The following is a 17839-nucleotide window of genomic DNA, read 5'->3' on the forward strand; positions in this document are numbered from 1 at the left end:
CCTTCGTCGGCTCGCTGACCATGGGGGCCGGCCAGTTCTGCACCAACCCGGGGCTGGTGATCGCGGTCAAGGGCGAGGCGCTCGACGGCTTCGTCGAGGCCGCCGCCGAAGCGGTCAAGGGTGCCGGTGCACAGACCATGCTGACGCCGGGCATCCACGACGCCTACACCCAGGGCGTCAACACCCTGGGCGGCAGCGACAAGGCCCGTGAAGTGGCGCGCGGCCCCCAGGGCGACGGACCCAACCAGTGCCAGGCCGGCCTGTTCGTGGCCAAGGCCAGCGACTTCCTCAATGATGAGGCGCTGCAGGCCGAGGTATTCGGTTCGACCTCGCTGGTGGTCGAGTGTGCCGACCTGGACGAGGTCAAGGCACTGGCCGAGGGCCTCGAGGGCCAGCTGACCGCGACCCTGCAGATGGACGACGGCGACATCGACGCGGCCCGTGGCCTTTTGCCGATCCTCGAGCGGCGTGCCGGTCGGGTGATGGCCAACGGCTGGCCCACCGGGGTCGAGGTGTGCCACGCCATGGTCCACGGTGGCCCCTATCCGGCCACCTCTGACTCGCGCACCACCTCGGTCGGCAGCGCCGCCATCCACCGCTTCCTTCGCCCGGTGTGCTATCAGAATCTGCCGGATGCCCTGCTGCCGCAGGCGCTCAAGGACGGCAACCCGCTGAACGTCAGCCGCCTGGTGGATGGCAAGCGCGAGAGCTGAGCCTTTCCCATCAGTCGCTGTCGATGAAGAAAATCACCGTCATTGAGGTGAGCGCTGGGCGCCCGGATCGAGTAGCTTGTAAGGGATAGCGTCTACCCAACTACCCTGAAATGGGTATTCCTGCCCGCTGATGAAGGAGAAGGATGATGGCGAGACGTCGTGCAGCCTCCCCGATGGCTCAATGGGGTACGCCCCTTGGCTACTGGATGATGGGGATGAAGATGACCCAGATGCTGGTCGAGGCCCAGATGGTGATCGGCATGCGACTGATGGGGATGAAAGGGTTCTGGTCGGTGGCTCCCGGCGAGGACCTGCGCATGGTCACCGAGAAGATGACGGCCTTTACCCAGGCCGCCATGGCCGCCCAGCGGGCGGCGATCAGTGGCCGCAGCCCCGACCAGGTGCTGACGGCGGCGATCAAACCGTTGGGGCGCAAGACATCCTCCAACACCCGGCGGTTGAGCAAGCGAGGGCCCAGCTGGCCGACCTGAGCGTCGTTGCACAGGCGTTCGTCTCAAAGGCAGGGTACAGGCCGTCTGTGGACCTGACCTTGTAGGTGCGAGCTTGCGGGTGTGAGCTTGCAGGCGTCAGCTTGCAGGTGTCAGCAAGGCAAGTGCCGCGGGCGGTATCATATGCCCGCGGCAGTCGCCATAATGGGGCTGCACATTCTTGTGGAACCCCTCCCCATGTCAGATTCCCGCCGTCGTGGTACACCACCGCGCTCCAGCAATGACAAGCCGTCTTCGCATCGCTCTTCGAACAGCGCCTCGAACGACCCTGCGAACAGCCGCTCTCGAAGTGCTGCCGGCAAGTCCTCGCGGTCGACCTCGTCGGGACGATCTCGTCAGGGCCACGGCTCACCCAAGGTCGCCATGGGTGAGGTGGCGGATCTGCGGGTGGTGCAGGTCACCGACTTCGGCGCCTTTCTCGACTGGGGCCACGAGCGTGACCTGCTGCTGCCACTCAGCGAACAGCGCCTGACGCCGGCCGTGGGCCGGCGTGTACTGGTCAAGGTCAGCGAGGACCGCAGCGGGCGGCCGGTGGCCTCCCAGCGTCTCGAGCGCTACATCACCGATCACAGCGATGACCATCGTGCCGGCGATGAGGTCGCCTTGGTTATCGCCGACACCACCGACCTGGGGGTCAAGGCGGTGGTCGATCACCGCTGCTGGGGGCTGATCTATCACGATGAGATCAGCCGCCCGCTGCGCCGCGGCCAGCGCCTGACAGGCTACGTCAAGCGGGTGCGCGAGGATGGCCGGCTGGACCTGTCGCTACTGCCGCCGGGCTCGGCCCGTCTGGACGTGGTCGGCGAACAGGTGCTCAAGGCACTGCGCGACGCTGGCGGCTACCTGCCGCTGTCGGACAAGAGTCAGGCCGCCGAGATCAAGGCGCGCCTGGGCGTCAGCAAGAATGCCTACAAGCAGGCCATCGGTCGGCTCTACAAGCGACGCTTGATCATCATCGAGGACAGCGGGGTGCGCCTGGCGCCCAGGGACTCAGGCGCCACCGCGACCAGCGACGGCGACGGCGACTGAAGTGAGTCTGAATCGGCGTGTCGCCGGGTGTAGGCAAGCGGCCGACAGCGACTGACCTTGGTGGTGCCTGGGGTGTCGGGCATACTTGACGGCATCTACCGCTAGCGGACGACCCCCGAATGACCAATCGCCCCCTTCGTGTCGGCGTGGTGATGGACCCCATCGACCAGCTGACCTACAAGAAAGACACCAGTCTCGCCATGCTGTGGTCCGCTCAGGATCGCGGCTGGTCGCTTTGCTACATGGAACAGGAAGACCTGTTCCTCAAGGAAGGCCGCGCCTATGCCCACCAGCGCCCGCTGCAGGTCCACCGCGACCCACAGCACTGGTTCGACCTGGGTGAGGTCGAGTCGCGGCCGCTGGCGGAGCTCGACGTCATCCTGATGCGCAAGGACCCGCCGGTGGATGGCCACTTCCTCAACGCCGTGCATCTGCTGGCCTTCGCCGAGCGCGAGGGCGTGCTGGTGGTCAACCCGACCCGGCCGCTGTTCGAGTGCAACGAAAAGCTGTTCGCCCAGCAGTTCCCGCAGTGCTGCACACCGACCCTGGTGTCCTGTCGCGACAGCGAGATCCGCGCCTTCCAGGCCGAGCACGGCGACGTCATCTTGAAGCCGCTGGATGGCATGGGTGGCAGCGGCATCTTCCACATCGGCCCCGAGGGGCGGAACCTGGGGGCGGTGATCGAGACCCTGACCGAACGCGGCCGTCGCCAGATCATGGCTCAGCGTTTCCTTCCCGAGATCAAGGACGGCGACACCCGCATCCTGCTGGTGGACGGCGAACCGGTGCCCTTTGGTCTGGCGCGGATTCCGTCCGCCGGCGAGACCCGCGGCAACCTGGCCGCCGGCGGTCGCGGCGTCAGCCGCGAGCTGACCGATCGCGACTACTGGCTGGTCGAGCAGGTCAAGCCGGTGATCAAGGAGAAGGGCCTGATGTTCGTCGGGCTCGACGTGATCGGTGACTACATCACCGAGATCAATGTCACCAGCCCGACTTGCGTGCGCGAGATTGATGACCAGCGCGGCACAGACATCGCCGGCCTGCTGATGGACGCTATCGAGCGTCGCCTGGCGGCGCGCGGCTAGACCGTCGATCACGTCGAGTTTTCCCCACAGTCACTGAGCGCCATGCCCCCGGATGGTACACTGGGGGCATCCTGCCGGGCCGTCGGGGCGACGACTCGCCCTGAGGCCTGGCCACGCATCTGGACGGCGCGCAAGACCGCCTGGGAGTCACATGCAAAGCTTGAAGAACCATTTCCTGATGGCCATGCCCCATCTGGAAGACCCGAACTTCGCCGGGACGCTCAGCTACCTGTGCGACCACGACGAGAACGGCACCATGGGCGTGATCGTCAACAAGCCCACCGATCTGACCCTCGACGCCCTGTTCGAACAGCTCGAGATCAGCGTGGAAGAAGCGGCCAACGCCCAGGCCCCGGTGTACTACGGTGGCCCGGTGCACAAGGATCGTGGCTTTATCCTGCACTCGGGCTCCGCCGAACCCTGGGATTCGAGCATCCAGGTGACCGACGATATCGCCCTGACCACCTCCATGGACATGCTCCAGGCGCTGGCCAAGGGCGAGGGCCCCGAGCGCTTTCTGGTGTGCCTGGGCTGCGCCGGCTGGGAGTCCGGTCAGCTCGAGAACGAGCTGATGGACAACGCCTGGCTGACCGTGGAAGGCCGCGCCAACGTGCTGTTCGAGACGCCGCCGGAGCAGCGCCTGTCGGCCAGCGCCGGGATCCTCGGGATCGACTTGAACCTGATGACCCGCGAGGCCGGGCACGGCTGATGGCCAGTCGCAAGCGTGAGCCGGGCGAGCGCCTGATCCTGGCCTTCGACTTCGGCACCCGGCGCATCGGCGTATCGGTGGGCAACGAGCTGTTGCGCAGCGCCAGGGAGCTCGAGCCGCTGCCGGCCCGGGATGGCATTCCCGATTGGCAACGGGTGAGCGCGCTGGTCGAGGAGTGGCAGCCCGACCGTTTTGTGGTCGGCCTGCCGCTCAACATGGACGGCAGCGAGAGCGAGATGAGCACCCGCGCGCGCAAGTTCGGCAAGCGGCTGTTTGGCCGCTACGGGGTCGAGTGCGAGATGTTCGACGAGCGCGGCACCACCCGGGAGGCCAAGGCCATCGCCCGGGAGCAGGGACACGGGGGAAATTACCGCAAGGAAAGCGTCGATGGCATCGCCGCGGTGCTGATCCTGGAAGGCTTCTTTGCCCGGGAGGAAGGGTTGCCGAGCCGCCAAGGGCCGGCGGAACCTGTCTGACGCGCAAGGAAAGCGTCGATGGCATCGCTGCGGTGCTGATCCTGGAAGGTTTCTTTGCCCGGGAGGAAGGGTTGCCGAGCCGCTGAGGTCGCCACTGTTGCACCGAACTTGTGAAGCATCCAAAAAGCCCGAGGCCTTGGCCTCGGGCTTTTTTCGGGGCAATCGACCCAGGCAGGTTCAACCCTCCAGGCTTAGCTCCGGTGTCGCCTGGCGGAAGCCGCGGGTCAGCCAGGCCAGCCACGCCAGGCCGAAGGCCAGCCAGATCCCGCCCAGCATCAGCGCGGAGCGGTCCAGGCTGGCCATCAGCCACAGGATCGCCAGCAGACCGATGGTCGGCGCGACGAGGAAGTACAGGCTGTCGGCCAGGCCGCGTCGGCCCTGCTTGATGTAGTAGTGGGCGATCACCGACAGGTTGACCAGGGCGAAGGCCAGGAAGGCCCCGAAGTTGATGAAGGAAGCCGCCGAGAGCACGTCCATGGTCAACGCCAGCAGCGCCACCACGCCGCTGAGTATCAGGCCACCGGTAGGCGTGCCGAAGCGTCCCAGGCGCCCAAGCAGGCGGGTCGACAGGACGCCGTCGCGGCCCATGGCGTAAAGCAGTCGCGAGCCGCTGGCCTGGGCCGCGATGCCGGAGGCAAACTGGCCGACGACCAGGCCGATCAGAAAGATCGAGACGAAGACGTCTCCGCCGATATTGCGGGCGATCTCGTAGGCGGCGGCGTCGGCATTGGCGAACTGGTAGCCCGGCGCGGCGAGCTGCACGAAGTAGGACACCAGGATGAAGATCAGGCCGCCCAGCAGGGTGATCAGCAGGATGGCGCGGGGCAGGGTCCGCTCGGCGTCGCGGGTCTCCTCGGTCAGGGTGGTCACCGCGTCAAAGCCGAGAAAGGAGTAACAGGCGACGGCGGCGCCCGCCATCAGCAGTGGCATCTGGGGGCTGTCGGCGCTGCCGAGGAAGGGCGTCAGGCTCCACAGCGGCTGGCTGGGGTCCCCGAGCACGTAGTGCACCGCCAGGGCGACGAAGGCGGCGATCACCAGCACCTGAACCAGCATCAGCACGCTGTTGACCAGGCTTGCTAGTTTGAGGCCGATGATGTTGATGAAGGTGGTGACCGCGATAAAGGCGATCAGCCACACCGGCACCGGCACGGACGGAAAGGCCGAGTGCAGATAGGCGGCACCGATCAGCCAGATCACCATGGGCAAAAACAGGTAGTCCAGCAGGATGGCCCAGCCGGCCATGAAACCCAGTCGATCGTTGATGGCGTGGCGCACATAGGCGTAGGCGGAGCCGGCCACCGGGTAGGCGCTGGCCATGCGGCCATAGCTGTGGGCGGTGAACAGCATGGCGATCAGTGCCGCCGCGTAGGCGCCGGATACCGCGCCTTCGGAGACCACCGCCAGCACGCCGAAGGTGCCGAGGACGATGATCGGTGTCATGTAGGCAAGGCCGAATAGAACGACCTGCCACAGGCCGAGTTGGGGCTTGGAGTGAGACATCTTGGGGCTCGCGTTATGGTTATTGGTGATGGACAGTCGGGTCAGGCAACCATGGTCAGGAGGGCCGGGTCAGATGAGGCGGAAACCGGGGCCTCGTGAGTCGTCGTCGCGCTGAAGGTCCAGCGAGACGCGTCGATCGGCCAGGTAGTCATAGTCCCGCCGGGCACGATTCAATAGCTCGAGGTCGAGCGATACCCGGTGAACCCCCGCGTCGCGATCGGCCTCGAACAGGGTCTCGCCAAGCGGCGAATACGCCGCGCTGTGGCCGGCGAAGGTCAGGCCGGCGCCCTCACCGCAGCGGTTGGCCATGGCGACAAAGCACTGGTTGTCCTGGGCGCGGGCCTGGGCGGCGCGGGCGTGTACCGGCCCGTAGGGGTCCATGTTGCCGTTGGTCACCAGCATCAGGTCGGTGCCCAGCGCGCCCAGGGCCCGTGCGGTCTCGGGGAATTCGATGTCGTAGCAGATCATCAGCCCCAGGGTCAGCCCGCGCCAGCGGGTGACACCGATGCGCTGGCCCAGGCCGACCAGCTCCCGCTCATCGGGCCACAGGTGGGTCTTGCGATAGGTGAGGGCGATGCCATCTTCCGGGGTGATCAGTAGCGTGGTGTTGTAGACACCATCGGCGGCCCGCTCGAGCAGGCCGATGGCCAGGGCGCAGTCGTGGTCACGGCTGGCCTGGATCAGACGCGCCACCTCCGGGCCATCGAGCGCCAGGGCACGATCGTCGACGTGGTCTTGTTCGGCGAAGCCGCTGAGATGCGTTTCGGGAAAGACCACCAGCTTCACCTGGTCGCCGTGGCGTTCCAGGGTGCTCAGGGCGGCGTCCAGGTTGGCCTCGATGTTTCCCTCGATGCCGGGAAGTTGTGCCAGGGCTATCTGCATGGAAGACTCCACAGCCGTTGTTGTCGGTTGGCGTTTTATAGAATGTCAGTATCCTCTATTCACCGAGGCTGCCTATTCCATGGCAGGGTTACCCCCATAGGGTGAGGCGCCGTCAGATGTCGCAGAACAGTGAGGAAGGAACCACGGGAATGCTCGAGGCGATGGGCTGGCATCGCGACTTCGCGCGCCTGCTGGCACGCCTGGAAAGTGAAGACTTCTGGGAGGCCGTCAGCCGCACCCTGGCGCGCCACATCGTCTACAACACCTGGGTGGCGCTGGTCTTCCACGCCGACCAGCCGCCGACCATCCTGGCCGAAAGCGACGAGGACGACGGCGCCGATGAAGGCCTGTTCGAGGACTACCAGCGCGGCCTGTATCTGCTGGATCCCTTCTATGTCGCCGCCCGTGACAATGGCCTCGATGGCCTGGTAACGCTGGATGACGTGGCCCCGGCACGGTTCACCGCGACCGAGTACTACCGGCGTTACTTCCGGCGCAATATCGTCAGTGACGAGGTGCAGATCAATCGGTCACTGGGCGCTGGTCGTACCCTGTGCCTGTCGCTGGGTTCCACCCGAACCTTCCTGCACAGCGAAATCGGCCTGCTGCATCTGGTCGAGCCCTGGCTCGGTGAGCTGATGCGACTGCGCATGCACTTCGAGCGCTGCGGCGAGACGCCCGGCCCCCATCCCTGGCATCCGCACCGAGGTGGCGTCGAAGAGACGGCGACCCGCTTCGGGCTGACCGATCGCGAGCGCGAGGTGAGCCAGCTGATGCTGGGCGGCGGGTCGACAAAGGAGATCGCCCGACGCCTGTCCATCTCGGTGGAGACCGTCAGGGTCCACAAGAAGCACCTGTACGCCAAGCTCGGGATCAACACCCAGGCCGAGCTGTTCTCGCGCTTCTGGCAGGAGCGCCCCTGAACCTGTGGCGCCGGCGCCAGGCTCCCGCCTGGCACCGCCGCAGCTAGAACTTGGCGTCGTCGACACCGACGCTACCCGGCACAAACCAGGGCACGTCGCGCAGGTCGCGCTCGATCAGGTGCTCGACCTTGAGCAGGGTGGCGAAGATCGCCATGCGCACCGGAATGCCGTTGTCGGTCTGGCGGAAGATCGCCAGGCGCGGGTCGCCGTTGAGGTCGACGTCCAGATCATTGGCCTCCGGGCGGCTGTCCCGGGGCAGCGGGTGCATGATGATGGTGGACGGGTTGCAGCGGCTGTCCATGAAGGCGCGGTGGACGGTGAAGTCCCGCGACAGGTTGAAGCCTTCGCTCATCTCGGCGGTGAAGCGCTCCTTCTGGATGCGGGTGGTGTAGACCACGTCGACATCGGAGAAGTCACCGGCCAGGCTCTCGCGTACCTCCACGTCCAGGCCCTGGCGGCTGACCCGCTCGATCAGGTGGTTGGGCATCTCGAGCCCCGGCGGCGCCACCAGGGTCACGCGCATGGGCGCGTAGAGCGCCAGCAGCTTGATCAACGAGTGCACCGTACGGCCGTACTTCAGATCGCCGGTCATCAGCACGTGGGCACCCTTGAGGGTCTTGCCCTGGCGGCTGAATTCCTTGTCGATGGTGTAGAAGTCCAGCAGCGCCTGGCTCGGGTGCTCGCCGGGGCCGTCACCGGCGTTGATCACCGGCACGTGGGTGGCGCTGGCGAACTCGGCCACCGAGCCCTGGTCCGGGTGGCGCATGACGATGGCGTCGCAGTAGCCGGCCATCACGCGGCTGGTGTCGTAGAGCGATTCGCCCTTGGCCATCGACGAGAAGGTGAAGCCGGTGGTGTCGCAGACGCTGCCGCCGAGCCGCGAGAAGGCGGTGTGGAAGCTGACGCGGGTACGGGTGCTGGCCTCGAAGAACAGGTTGCCGAGCACCGCGCCTTCCAGCACCCGGGTGACCTTGCGTCGCTGGGCGACGGGTTCCATGGTGGCCGCCACCCGCATCAGGTGATCGATATCGTCGCGGGACAGGGAGTCGATGGAGAGCAGGTGGGACATCACGGCGGCCTCGGCAGTGGGAACGGGCGCTAGTGTACCGCTGGTGCACACTGAGTTCAGCCTTGGCCGCCCTCCCGTCGCCAACTTCATGACCCCGACCCCGTTCTCGCGTCATCACCACAGGCCGAACAGATAGCCCCGCTGATGGGCCATGCCGGTGCGCTCTTCCACCAGCTGGTTGCTGACGGTGACACGACCACGTCGTTGCCTGGCCCAGTCTCCCAGCGCCCTGTGCAACTGCTCGCGCACTTCGTGCAGGTGCTCTACCGTGCCCAGATCGTCGAGCTCCTGCGGGTCCTGGGCAAGGTCGAACAGCTGAGGCCGGTGGTGGGCGTAGTGAATGTACTTCCAGCGGCCATCGGTCACCATGAAGGCGCGGGCCTGGTCTGGTTCCAGCGCCAGCGAGCGTCTGGCCGGTCGCCAGGCGAAGTCTGCCTCGCTGAAGGCGTAGTGGCGCCAGTCGGCCGGTGTCTGGCCCTGTACCAGCGGGGCCAGCGAGCGCCCCTCCAGGCGATGATCGAAGGTGCGGCTGTCGCCACCGGCAAAGTCGATGAAACTGGGCACCAGGTCGATGGCCTCGACCAGTCGTTCACAGGTTTGACCGCGTCCGCCGTCTGCCTGTGGGCGGGGGTCGACCACGATCATCGGGATGCGCGCGCTGGGCTCATGGAACATCTCCTTCTCGCCCAGCCAGTGGTCGCCAAGATAGTCGCCGTGATCCGACGTCAGCACGATCACGGTATTGTCGCGCTCGCCGCGTTCGTCCAGAAAACGCATCAGCCGACCGATGTGATCATCGAGCTGGGTCACCAGGCCCATGTAGGTCGGCACCACGCCTTGGCGGACCTCGTCCCGGGCGAATGCCTGGGACTCCGAATGCTGCATGAAGGCCTCCAGCACCGGGTGTGGCTGCTGGCGCTCGTGCTCGGCGCGGACCGCCGGGAGCATGTCCTCGGGGGAGTAAAGGGCATGGTAGGGCGCCGGTGCCATATAGGGCCAATGGGGCTTGATGTAGCTGAGATGAAGGCACCAGGGCTGGTCCGACGCCTCGGCAATGAATGCCATGGCGCGATCGGTGGTATAGGCGGTTTCCGAGTGTTCTTCCTTGACCCGGGCGGGCAGATGACAGTGGCGCATGTACCAGCCGCTGAGGGGCTCGCCGTCCTCTCCCTCGGCGGAGTTGGCGGCGTCATGCCAGGGATTGTCGCCGGCGTAGCCGTTGCGCCTCAGGTAGACGTTGTAGGGCAGGTCGGGATCCGCCGACTGGTCGGGGTGCAGGCCGTCGTCGCGTTCATAGGGTTCGAACCCGCATTCACTGATCAGGACGCCTCGGGAAGATTGCGGGTCCAGTCCCAGGCGGCGCATGCCTTCGTCGTCGCGCCGCATATGGGTCTTGCCGATCAGTGCGACCCGGTAGTCCAGCGGCCGCAGGTAGTCGCCCAGGGTATGTTCGTCGACCCGCAGGGGCACGTTGTTGTAGCTGGCGCCATGGCTGCTGGCATAACGGCCGGTATAGAACGACATGCGAGAAGGACCACACACCGGAGCCTGACAGTAGGCACGGGTGAAGTTGACGCCTTGCCTTGCCAGGGCATCGATGTTGGGGGTTCTGATGCTCGGATGACCATTGCAGCCCAGATAGTCGGCGCGCAACTGGTCGGCCATGATGAAAAGCAGGTTGGGTCGTGAACGCATGGGCAGGCTCGCGATAGAGTGGAAGGGCATGGCTCTACTGTTGACTCTGAATCACGCCGCGTGCAATTTCGCTTTTCACCAGGTGAAATCCAACGCTGACGCCGGACCCCTTGTCATGACCAAGCAGATTCGTGCTCTCTCCCGCGGGCTGGAAGTGGTCCAGGCCATTCATGACGCCGGGACGCCGCTGTCCCTAGGGGAGCTGCACCGGGCGACCGACATCGATCGAGCGACCTTGCTGCGTATCCTCGCCACCCTGGCCCAGGCCGGCTGGGTCTATCGGGGAATGGGGGATCGATGTTATCGACTGACCTACAAGCTGCACGACATGGGCATTGGCGTCAGCGTGCACGACGCCATCGCTGAAGTGGCCGCGCCGGTACTGGATCGCTTGCAGTGCGACCTGCACTGGCCGTCGGATGTCGGCGTCTACCATCGAGGTGGCATGACCATCATCGAGACGTCGCGGCGTCGCAGCGTGCTGGTGGTCAATCGAGAAGTCGTGGGCTACCGCCCGGGTATGCTCAAGTCGGCCATGGGGCGCGCCTATCTGGCTTACTGCGAGCCTAGGCGGCTGGAGAGCATTCTGGCCGGTCTGCGCCAGCAGGGCGGTGAAGACGCGGTGCTGGCCGCCGATGGTGACTACGTGACCCGGACGCTGTCGGAGGTGCGCCGGCGTGGCTTCGCGGTCAGGGACCCTTCCATCGCCACCGCGGCCGAAGATGTGGATGACGAGTTTCGTGCCATTGCGGTACCGATCGTGGTGCTGGGCGAGGTGCAAGCCACCCTGAACCTTGTGTGGCTGGCTACCGCCCAGTGGGCGCCGGAGACCGAGGTACAGTATGCACAGCGGCTGAAGCCCGCCGCCGAGGAACTGGCCCAGCTATTTTACGAGCACCAGCTCTATTGAGTGGCGAGGTCGCGCCTAATTATACGTTGGTCGAAATTTTCACCCAGTGAAAAGACCGGCTGTGACGGGGGTCGTCGGGCGGCTAGAGTCGAGGGCATAACGATAATGACCCGGGATACGTCCCAGGAGAGCCCATGACTGTTGCACGCCACTCGACGGCCCTGCCCCTGGCAGGCCGCCTCAGAGCCTTTCTGTTTTTCGTCTTTGCCCTCGCGCTGGTTGGCGGTGCGCTCTATACCGCGCGCTTCGGCATCTACAACGAGACGCTTTCCCGGGTCGGCGGGCTCGGGCTCGGCATCCTGCTGCTGCTGACTCGTCCCGGTGCCGACCGAACCCTGCCACGGTTGCTGTTCGACCTGCTGTTGACGGCAATCTTCAGCGCTGCGCTGGTGCGCTACGCGATGATCGCTCCCGAGCTTGAATTCGGCCTCTACTTTCTGGTGCCCATCGATGTCGTGCTGGGGGGCGGCGCGATGCTGGTGCTGCTCGAGATGGCCAGGCGCGCGGTGGGTCTGCCGCTGGTGCTGGTATGCCTGGTGGCCATCGGCTATGCCCTGGCCGGCGATTGGCTGGGAGGCGCCATCGGCCACGCCGGGGTCGACCTCAGTGGGCTGATGCTGACGTTGTGGTACAGCTTTGATGGGGTCTTCGGCCGGCCGCTTGCGGTGGTGGTCGGGACCATCGTGGTGTTCATCATCTTTGGCGTGCTGCTCGAGGCGCTGGGGGCGGGGGATGTGCTGCTCAAGCTGGCCATGCGTGGGCTGGGCCGGATCAGAGGAGGCGCGGCCCACGCTGCGGTGCTCGCCAGTGCGCTGTTCGGCTCGGTTTCCGGCAGCGCGGTGGCCAATGTGGTCGGCACCGGCGTGGTCACCATTCCGATGATCAAGCGACTGGGTTTTTCCGCCCGCTTCGCCGGGGCGGTGGAGGCCGCGGCGTCCAGCGGGGGGCAGATCATGCCGCCGATCATGGGCGCGGTGGCCTTCATCATGGCGGACCTGACCGGTATTCCCTATCTGTATATCTGTATCGCCGCGCTGCTGCCGGCGCTGCTTTACTATCTCAGCCTGTTTGCGTGCATCTCTGTCGAAGCCCGGCGTGCCGGTATTCCTCCCCTGGCCAGCGACGAGTTGCCGCGCATGGGGCGATCCGACCTCGGCATGCTGGCGGTGTTCCTGTTGCCGCTGGGGTTGATCATCGTCATGTTGATCGCGGGTAGCTCACCGGCCATGGCCGGGTTCTGGGCGGTGGTCGTCGCCGTGCCGCTGGGGCTCCTTGCCAACCCCCAGGCACGCAGGCTGTCGACCTTTGGTGAAGCCTTGTCGGGTGCCGCCACCGCCAGTGCCAAGATTCTGGTCGCCGTGGCGGCGGTCGGTGTGGTGGTCGGGGTAATGAACCTGACCGGGCTGGGGCTGCGCTTTGCCTCGGCGGCCCAGGCGCTGTCCGAGGGATCGCTGCTGCTGTCATTGCTGGTCATGGCGCTGGCCTGCCTGGTGCTGGGCATGGGCATGCCGACGGTCCCCGCCTACCTGATCATCATCCTGGTCATGGGACCTGCGGTGCAGGCCCTTGGCGTGCCGACGGTGGCCGCTCATCTGTTTGTCGTCTACTTCGCCGTGATGTCATCGATCACCCCACCGGTGGCGCTGGCCGCCTACGCCGCGTCACCGATCGCCGGCGCCAATCCGATGGGTATCAGCGTCAGCGCGGTACGCCTGGCCCTGATGGGCTTCCTGGTGCCCTTCGCCTTTGCCTACAGCCCCTCGCTGCTGCTGATCACCGAGTTCTCCCTGCTCGAGCTGTGCTGGGTGCTGGTGCGTCTGGGCATCGCGATGTGGATGCTGGCGGTGATGATTGGCCGTGGCGTCTGGTGGGCCGCCGCCGCGGTGGTCGGTGCGGTGGTTCTGGTGCTGCCCTGGTTCTGGCTTCAGCTGGCGGTGGCGGCGGCGCTGCTGGCGTGTGAACTGCCGCGTCGACTGATCCGCCGTAGCCCGCCGCGTATCGCACCATGAGCCGAGGGGCTCTGGTTCATCGTCTCAGCCCGCGCGATGCGGGCGTTTTTACCCGTGCTGTCGAGGAGTCTCCCATGTCGCTGTCTCGTCTCTCGCTACTTGCTCCGCTCGGAGCGGCGCTGGTGCTGTCCTCCAGTGCCCTGGCCGCTGAAAATCTGCGCCTTTCCACGCTGGGGCCCGGCACCTCGCCCTATATCGTCATGAACACCTTTGCCACCCTGGTCAACGAGCAGGTGGAGGGGTATCAGGTACAGGTCAATGCCACCGGTGCTGCCACTCGACATGCGGTGGAAACCGCCCAGGGGCGTTCGGACTTCTTCATGTCTTCCCCCAACCTGTTTCACATGCTGGCCACCGAGACCGGACCCTACCGAAGCGTTGCCGGGGTGGGGCAGTTCGCCGACAAGCTGCGTACGGTGTTCAATTTTCCCATGGGCTACTACCACGTGGTGACCCATGCCGACGATGGCATCGAATCCTTTGCCGATCTGGCCGGCAAGAAGGTGTTTCTGGGTCCGCCCGGCGGGGCTGCCTACCAGACCTCACGCATGTTCATCGAAGGCATGGCTGGGCTTTCGCCCGAGGACGACTACGATGTGGTGAGCCTGGGTTGGGATGCGGCGGCCCAGAGCTTTCAGGACGGCCACATCGATGTCTATTTCAACCCGACCCTGCCGCCGAGTCCGGTGATTACCCAGTTGACGTTGACGCAGCAGGTGCGGTTGCTGGGGATACCCGATGACAAGCTCGAGGATCCGGCGATGGCGCCGGTGCTCGAACGTCCCGGCTTCCGGCTGGGCGTCATCCCGGAAGGCACCTATGGCCCCAATCAACTCGCCAAGGGCGATATCCGTACCGTGGGGGTGACGGTGGGGCTGGTCACCCGCGAAGATATGCCCGAGGAGGCGATCTACCGCATGACCAAGGCTTTCTGGGAAGGGCTCGATGAACGCGCGGGACAGATCCCGGTACTCAAGAACATTCGCCTCGAGGATGCCTTTCTCGACATCAACACTCCCTTGCACCCCGGCGCTCTGCGCTACTACCGCGAGCAGGGCATGGAGATTCCCGAGGTGGCCCTTCCGCCGGAGGCATGAGTGGGCCCGGAAGGGTGAATGGTGCTGGCGTCGCGGGCGCCGACGACGGCTCGACATCACTGCGTTGACTTTGCCGTAGAGGGGTTTGCTCGTTCGCGCGCTGGCAAGGTGGACGCCGGGGCCTCTATGCTGGAAGGCGCCACCGGTGTCGGGCGCCTGTTGCCTGGCCCTGGTCTACCAAGTCCAAGTGGAGCCGCCTATGCTGCCGTCCCTGACCCGCTACTACCTGCTGGATGTGTTCACCGACCAACCGTTCGCCGGGAATCCACTGGCGGTGTTTCTCGACGCCGACGGTATCGCGGGGGAGCGCATGCAGGCCATCGCCAACGAGCTGAACCTGGCCGAGACGGCCTTCGTCGGGCGGGCCCAGGCGAGCCGGCATTTTCCGGTACGTATCTTCACTCCTCACCGCGAGCTGCCGTTTGCCGGCCATCCGAGTATTGGCGTGGCCCATCTGATCGCCGCCCAGGGGCTGGTGCATGCTGGCGAGGTCAGCGCCGATAGCCCGGTCATCCTGGATCTGGCTGGCGGGCCGCTCAAGGTGACCTACGAGGGCGACCTGGCACGCTTCAAGATGGCGCGCGCGCCGGAGGTCGGCACCAGCACGCTGGGCCAGTCCAGCGCAGCGGAGCTGGCCGGGCTCGAGCTCGATGACGTCGCCGCGGACCCGGTCCAGGCCTCCTGCGGACTGCCGTTTCACCTGGTCGAACTGGTCAACGTCCAGGCGCTGGCGCGGCTGGCGCTCGATGGCGAAGCCTGGCAGCGGCATGTGTCACCCAGCGCCGTGGAGCAGGTCTACTTCTATGTGCGCGAGGCCAAGGAATCCGGCGAGATTCACGCACGTATGTTCTCGCGCCACGCCGGCAGCTTTGTCGAGGACCCCGCCACCGGCAGCGCGGCGGCGGCGCTGGCGGGCTTTCTGGGACAGCAGTCGAAGAGCCAGGGCAACAACTGGCGCATCCACCAGGGCGAGGCGATGCACCGCCCAAGCCAGATCCACGCCCGCGCCACCCGCGACGACAAGGACAAGGTCACCGTCGAGATCGCGGGGCAGGCGGTGCTGATGGGCGAGGGCGGTCTCTATCCTCGTGACTGAGGCATCGTCCTTGGTGATCGAGGCGTCACCGAAGCTCGTGCCTTTACCACCCAGTCACTGCACTTTCTGGAGTCTTGCATGACCCGTCATCTGGTCCTGGCCTTCGTTGCCGGCTTTCTCGCCGTACTGTGTTTCCACCAGCCGGTAGTGGGGCTGTTGCACGCCTACGGGGTGATCCCCTTTGCCCCCTATTCCACCTCACCCGCTGCCCCCCTGGGCGTGCCGGCCTGGTTCTCGGCAAGCTTCTGGGGCGGCGTCTGGGGCCTTGTGATGATGCTGGTGTTCGCGCTCAGGCGGATCGATCAGGGTGGCTGGTGGAAGGCCGGGTTGTTCGGCGGCATCGCCCTGACCCTGATGGCCATGCTGGTGGTGTTCCCGCTCAAGGGGCGCGGCATCGACCCGGCGATCTTCCCCATCGGCTTTCTGGTCAACGGCGCCTGGGGCCTCGGCACCTGGATGTTCGTGCGCGCCTGGCGTCAGTAGATACGCCCTGCTGGATCGCCAGCGGCCCCGTCTGAAGACTGGACTGACCCCCAATAGTTGGACAGTTCATTCAGCCGATGCCCAAGGCCTGAGTCCTGTACTGTGCGGGGCTCAGGCCTTTTAGTTTCAGCTTGAGGCATTCGTGGTTTAAGTAGTGGATGCCCTGACCGCCTTCGCCGAGACAGCGGGGACTGACGACCTAGATCGGTGACAGGTGGCGGTGTTGTATGCCGAGGATCGCAGGATGGGGCGCCTGGCCTGGGTGGACACCGACCTGGCACATCGCGGTCATGTCTCGAAAAGGTACGCTGTCGTTGTCCTCAGATATGCCGTTCCACACAGGAACGGTGACAGTAAAAAGGGACGAAAACGTCTTCAGGTTCCGGCGCAGGTTAGCGCCCTTTATCGCGGCGTACATGGCCCATGGTGGGAGAAGTGGGTGAGCCATTGGTCTAAGGGTGAGCGACGAAAGTCGTAGCTGAAAAGCCACCAAGAGGCGGACTTATTGACGTCTTGTTTGTTGAAAAAACAGGATTTATTAAAAATGCGTTCCTTTTGGGAATGTTTCGCTTGAGGATCGTGCACTGTTGCCTGTCTGAGGAGGCTCCTAGAGTCGCTGTAACACGACGACTTCCCGGAGATTCTCATGTCTTCCTCTTCGAACCGCCCTGCCATCATCAGTGAGGTTGGCCTGCGTGATGGCCTGCAAAGCCTCTCCATGACGCTGCCCACCGAGCGCAAGCTCGTCTGGATTCAGGCTGCCTACGACGCTGGACTGAGAGAAATCGAGGTGGGCTCCTTCGTGCCTCCTCGGCTGATGCCCCAGTTGGCCGATACCGCTGAGCTGGTGGCGTTCGCCAGGACGCTGGAGGCGCTGTTCGTCACGGTGCTGGTGCCAAACCTGAAGGGCGCTGAGTTGGCCATCGCCAGTGGCGCGGATTTGATGTTGCTGCCGCTATCGGCCAGCCATGCCCACAGCCTGGCCAATGTGCGCAAGACGCCGGATGCGATGATCGAGGAAGTGGCGCGGATCCGTGAAGCGCGCGACGCAGCGGCGAGCGACATCCTGATCGAAGTGGGGATCGGTACCGCTTTTGGCTGCACCCTGCAGGGGGACGTCCCGCGAGATGAAGTGCTCCGGCTGATGGAAGCCGCGCTGGCGGCAGGTGCCGAGCGGGTCAGTCTGGCCGACACGGTGGGCTATGCCGACCCACGCGGGGTTCGAGAATTGTTTGTCGCGGCTCGAGAACTGGCCGGCGATGCGCTCTGGCGAGCCCATTTTCACGATACCCGGGGCCTTGCCCTGGCCAACACCACGGCCGCTCTCGACGCCGGCATCACCCGTTTCGATGCCTCGCTGGCCGGCATCGGCGGTTGCCCCCACGCCCCAGGTGCCAGTGGCAATACCACCACCGAAGACCTGGTCTTCATGCTCGAAGCCATGGGGCTGGCTACCGGTGTCGACATCGACAGGCTGCTTGACCTGCGCGCCGATCTCGTCGGCTGGCTGGACGGTGAAACCACCCATGGAACCCTTTGGCGGGCGGGCTTGCCAAGAACCTTTTGCTCCGCTTCGTCGTCGCTGGCCTAGCCTTCCTCGCCGTTGTGCTGCGATCTCCATTCTTCCACTCGTTCTGCTTTCGCAGGGCGTCGC

16 protein-coding genes and 2 pseudogenes are annotated in these 17839 nt (G+C 65.4%); 13 read left to right on the plus strand and 5 right to left on the minus strand.

The genetic code is table 11. The features are described from left to right. The 6 genes and pseudogenes from C9F12_RS15135 to ruvX all read left to right on the plus strand — a co-directional run. Window positions 1–713 (plus strand): annotated as a pseudogene (locus C9F12_RS15135) (aldehyde dehydrogenase family protein); the annotation flags it as partial. A 146-nt stretch (window positions 714–859) separates the two neighbouring features. Beyond that, window positions 860–1204 carry a hypothetical protein gene (locus C9F12_RS15140; RefSeq protein ID WP_083970522.1) on the plus strand — a complete coding sequence of 115 codons (345 nt, stop codon included), beginning with the start codon at window positions 860–862 and terminating at the stop codon, window positions 1202–1204. A gap of 381 nt (window positions 1205–1585) precedes the next feature. Then, the gene (locus tag C9F12_RS15145; RefSeq protein WP_240184275.1) at window positions 1586–2251 is read left to right on the plus strand and encodes a S1-like domain-containing RNA-binding protein; all 666 of its coding nucleotides are present in this window, start codon (window positions 1586–1588) and stop codon (window positions 2249–2251) included. A gap of 119 nt (window positions 2252–2370) precedes the next feature. Beyond that, the gene (gene gshB / locus C9F12_RS15150) at window positions 2371–3336 is read left to right on the plus strand and encodes a glutathione synthase (protein ID WP_108131902.1); all 966 of its coding nucleotides are present in this window, start codon (window positions 2371–2373) and stop codon (window positions 3334–3336) included. A gap of 151 nt (window positions 3337–3487) precedes the next feature. After that, window positions 3488–4045 carry a YqgE/AlgH family protein gene (locus tag C9F12_RS15155; RefSeq protein WP_045993847.1) on the plus strand — a complete coding sequence of 186 codons (558 nt, stop codon included), beginning with the start codon at window positions 3488–3490 and terminating at the stop codon, window positions 4043–4045. Further along, a complete protein-coding gene (ruvX, locus tag C9F12_RS15160; protein ID WP_108449432.1) occupies window positions 4045–4521 on the plus strand; it encodes a Holliday junction resolvase RuvX in 477 nt (158 codons plus the stop codon). The genes C9F12_RS15155 and ruvX overlap by 1 nt, the downstream gene beginning before the upstream one ends. Before the next feature lie 177 nt (window positions 4522–4698). On the opposite strand, the gene C9F12_RS15170 is transcribed toward ruvX, so the two are convergent. Together C9F12_RS15170 and C9F12_RS15175 are read right to left on the minus strand one after the other, a co-directional pair. After that, window positions 4699–6021, minus strand: a complete 1323-nt coding sequence (locus C9F12_RS15170) for an APC family permease (protein ID WP_108449433.1) — start codon at window positions 6019–6021, stop codon at window positions 4699–4701. Window positions 6022–6090: 69 nt separating this feature from the next. Next, window positions 6091–6903, minus strand: a complete 813-nt coding sequence (locus tag C9F12_RS15175) for a carbon-nitrogen hydrolase family protein (protein WP_108449434.1) — start codon at window positions 6901–6903, stop codon at window positions 6091–6093. 116 nt (window positions 6904–7019) lie between these two features. Between C9F12_RS15175 and C9F12_RS15180 the strand changes: the two genes are divergently transcribed. Then, window positions 7020–7826, plus strand: a complete 807-nt coding sequence (locus C9F12_RS15180; RefSeq protein WP_108449435.1) for a helix-turn-helix transcriptional regulator — start codon at window positions 7020–7022, stop codon at window positions 7824–7826. Window positions 7827–7869: 43 nt separating this feature from the next. On the opposite strand, the gene pyrB is transcribed toward C9F12_RS15180, so the two are convergent. Next, the gene (gene pyrB / locus C9F12_RS15185; protein WP_108449436.1) at window positions 7870–8898 is read right to left on the minus strand and encodes an aspartate carbamoyltransferase; all 1029 of its coding nucleotides are present in this window, start codon (window positions 8896–8898) and stop codon (window positions 7870–7872) included. 111 nt (window positions 8899–9009) lie between these two features. After that, window positions 9010–10590 carry a sulfatase-like hydrolase/transferase gene (locus C9F12_RS15190; protein WP_108449437.1) on the minus strand — a complete coding sequence of 527 codons (1581 nt, stop codon included), beginning with the start codon at window positions 10588–10590 and terminating at the stop codon, window positions 9010–9012. Window positions 10591–10705: 115 nt separating this feature from the next. Between C9F12_RS15190 and C9F12_RS15200 the strand changes: the two genes are divergently transcribed. From C9F12_RS15200 to C9F12_RS15220, 5 genes are all read left to right on the plus strand, one after another. Beyond that, window positions 10706–11500 (plus strand): helix-turn-helix domain-containing protein, encoded by a 795-nt coding sequence (locus C9F12_RS15200; RefSeq protein ID WP_162816502.1) that lies wholly within the window; start codon window positions 10706–10708, stop codon window positions 11498–11500. A 134-nt stretch (window positions 11501–11634) separates the two neighbouring features. Beyond that, complete coding sequence (locus C9F12_RS15205) at window positions 11635–13509, plus strand: TRAP transporter fused permease subunit (RefSeq protein ID WP_108449438.1); 1875 nt, start codon at window positions 11635–11637, stop codon at window positions 13507–13509. A gap of 74 nt (window positions 13510–13583) precedes the next feature. After that, the gene (locus C9F12_RS15210) at window positions 13584–14606 is read left to right on the plus strand and encodes a TAXI family TRAP transporter solute-binding subunit (RefSeq protein ID WP_108449439.1); all 1023 of its coding nucleotides are present in this window, start codon (window positions 13584–13586) and stop codon (window positions 14604–14606) included. A gap of 199 nt (window positions 14607–14805) precedes the next feature. Next, a complete protein-coding gene (locus C9F12_RS15215) occupies window positions 14806–15702 on the plus strand; it encodes a PhzF family phenazine biosynthesis protein (RefSeq protein WP_205254706.1) in 897 nt (298 codons plus the stop codon). A 78-nt stretch (window positions 15703–15780) separates the two neighbouring features. Beyond that, complete coding sequence (locus C9F12_RS15220; RefSeq protein WP_108449440.1) at window positions 15781–16185, plus strand: hypothetical protein; 405 nt, start codon at window positions 15781–15783, stop codon at window positions 16183–16185. A 70-nt stretch (window positions 16186–16255) separates the two neighbouring features. On the opposite strand, the pseudogene C9F12_RS23110 reads toward C9F12_RS15220, so the two are convergent. After that, a pseudogene (locus tag C9F12_RS23110) lies at window positions 16256–16345 on the minus strand (IS3 family transposase); the annotation flags it as partial. Between the two features lie 486 nt (window positions 16346–16831). Here C9F12_RS23110 and C9F12_RS15225 point away from each other — a divergent pair. Beyond that, window positions 16832–17776, plus strand: coding sequence for a hydroxymethylglutaryl-CoA lyase (locus C9F12_RS15225; protein WP_108449441.1), 945 nt, complete (start codon window positions 16832–16834; stop codon window positions 17774–17776). Window positions 17777–17839 lie beyond the last annotated feature (63 nt).

Origin of the sequence: Halomonas sp. BN3-1, from assembly GCF_003056325.1 — a bacterium.
In the GTDB taxonomy this organism is placed as follows: Bacteria; Pseudomonadota; Gammaproteobacteria; order Pseudomonadales; family Halomonadaceae; genus Halomonas; species Halomonas litopenaei.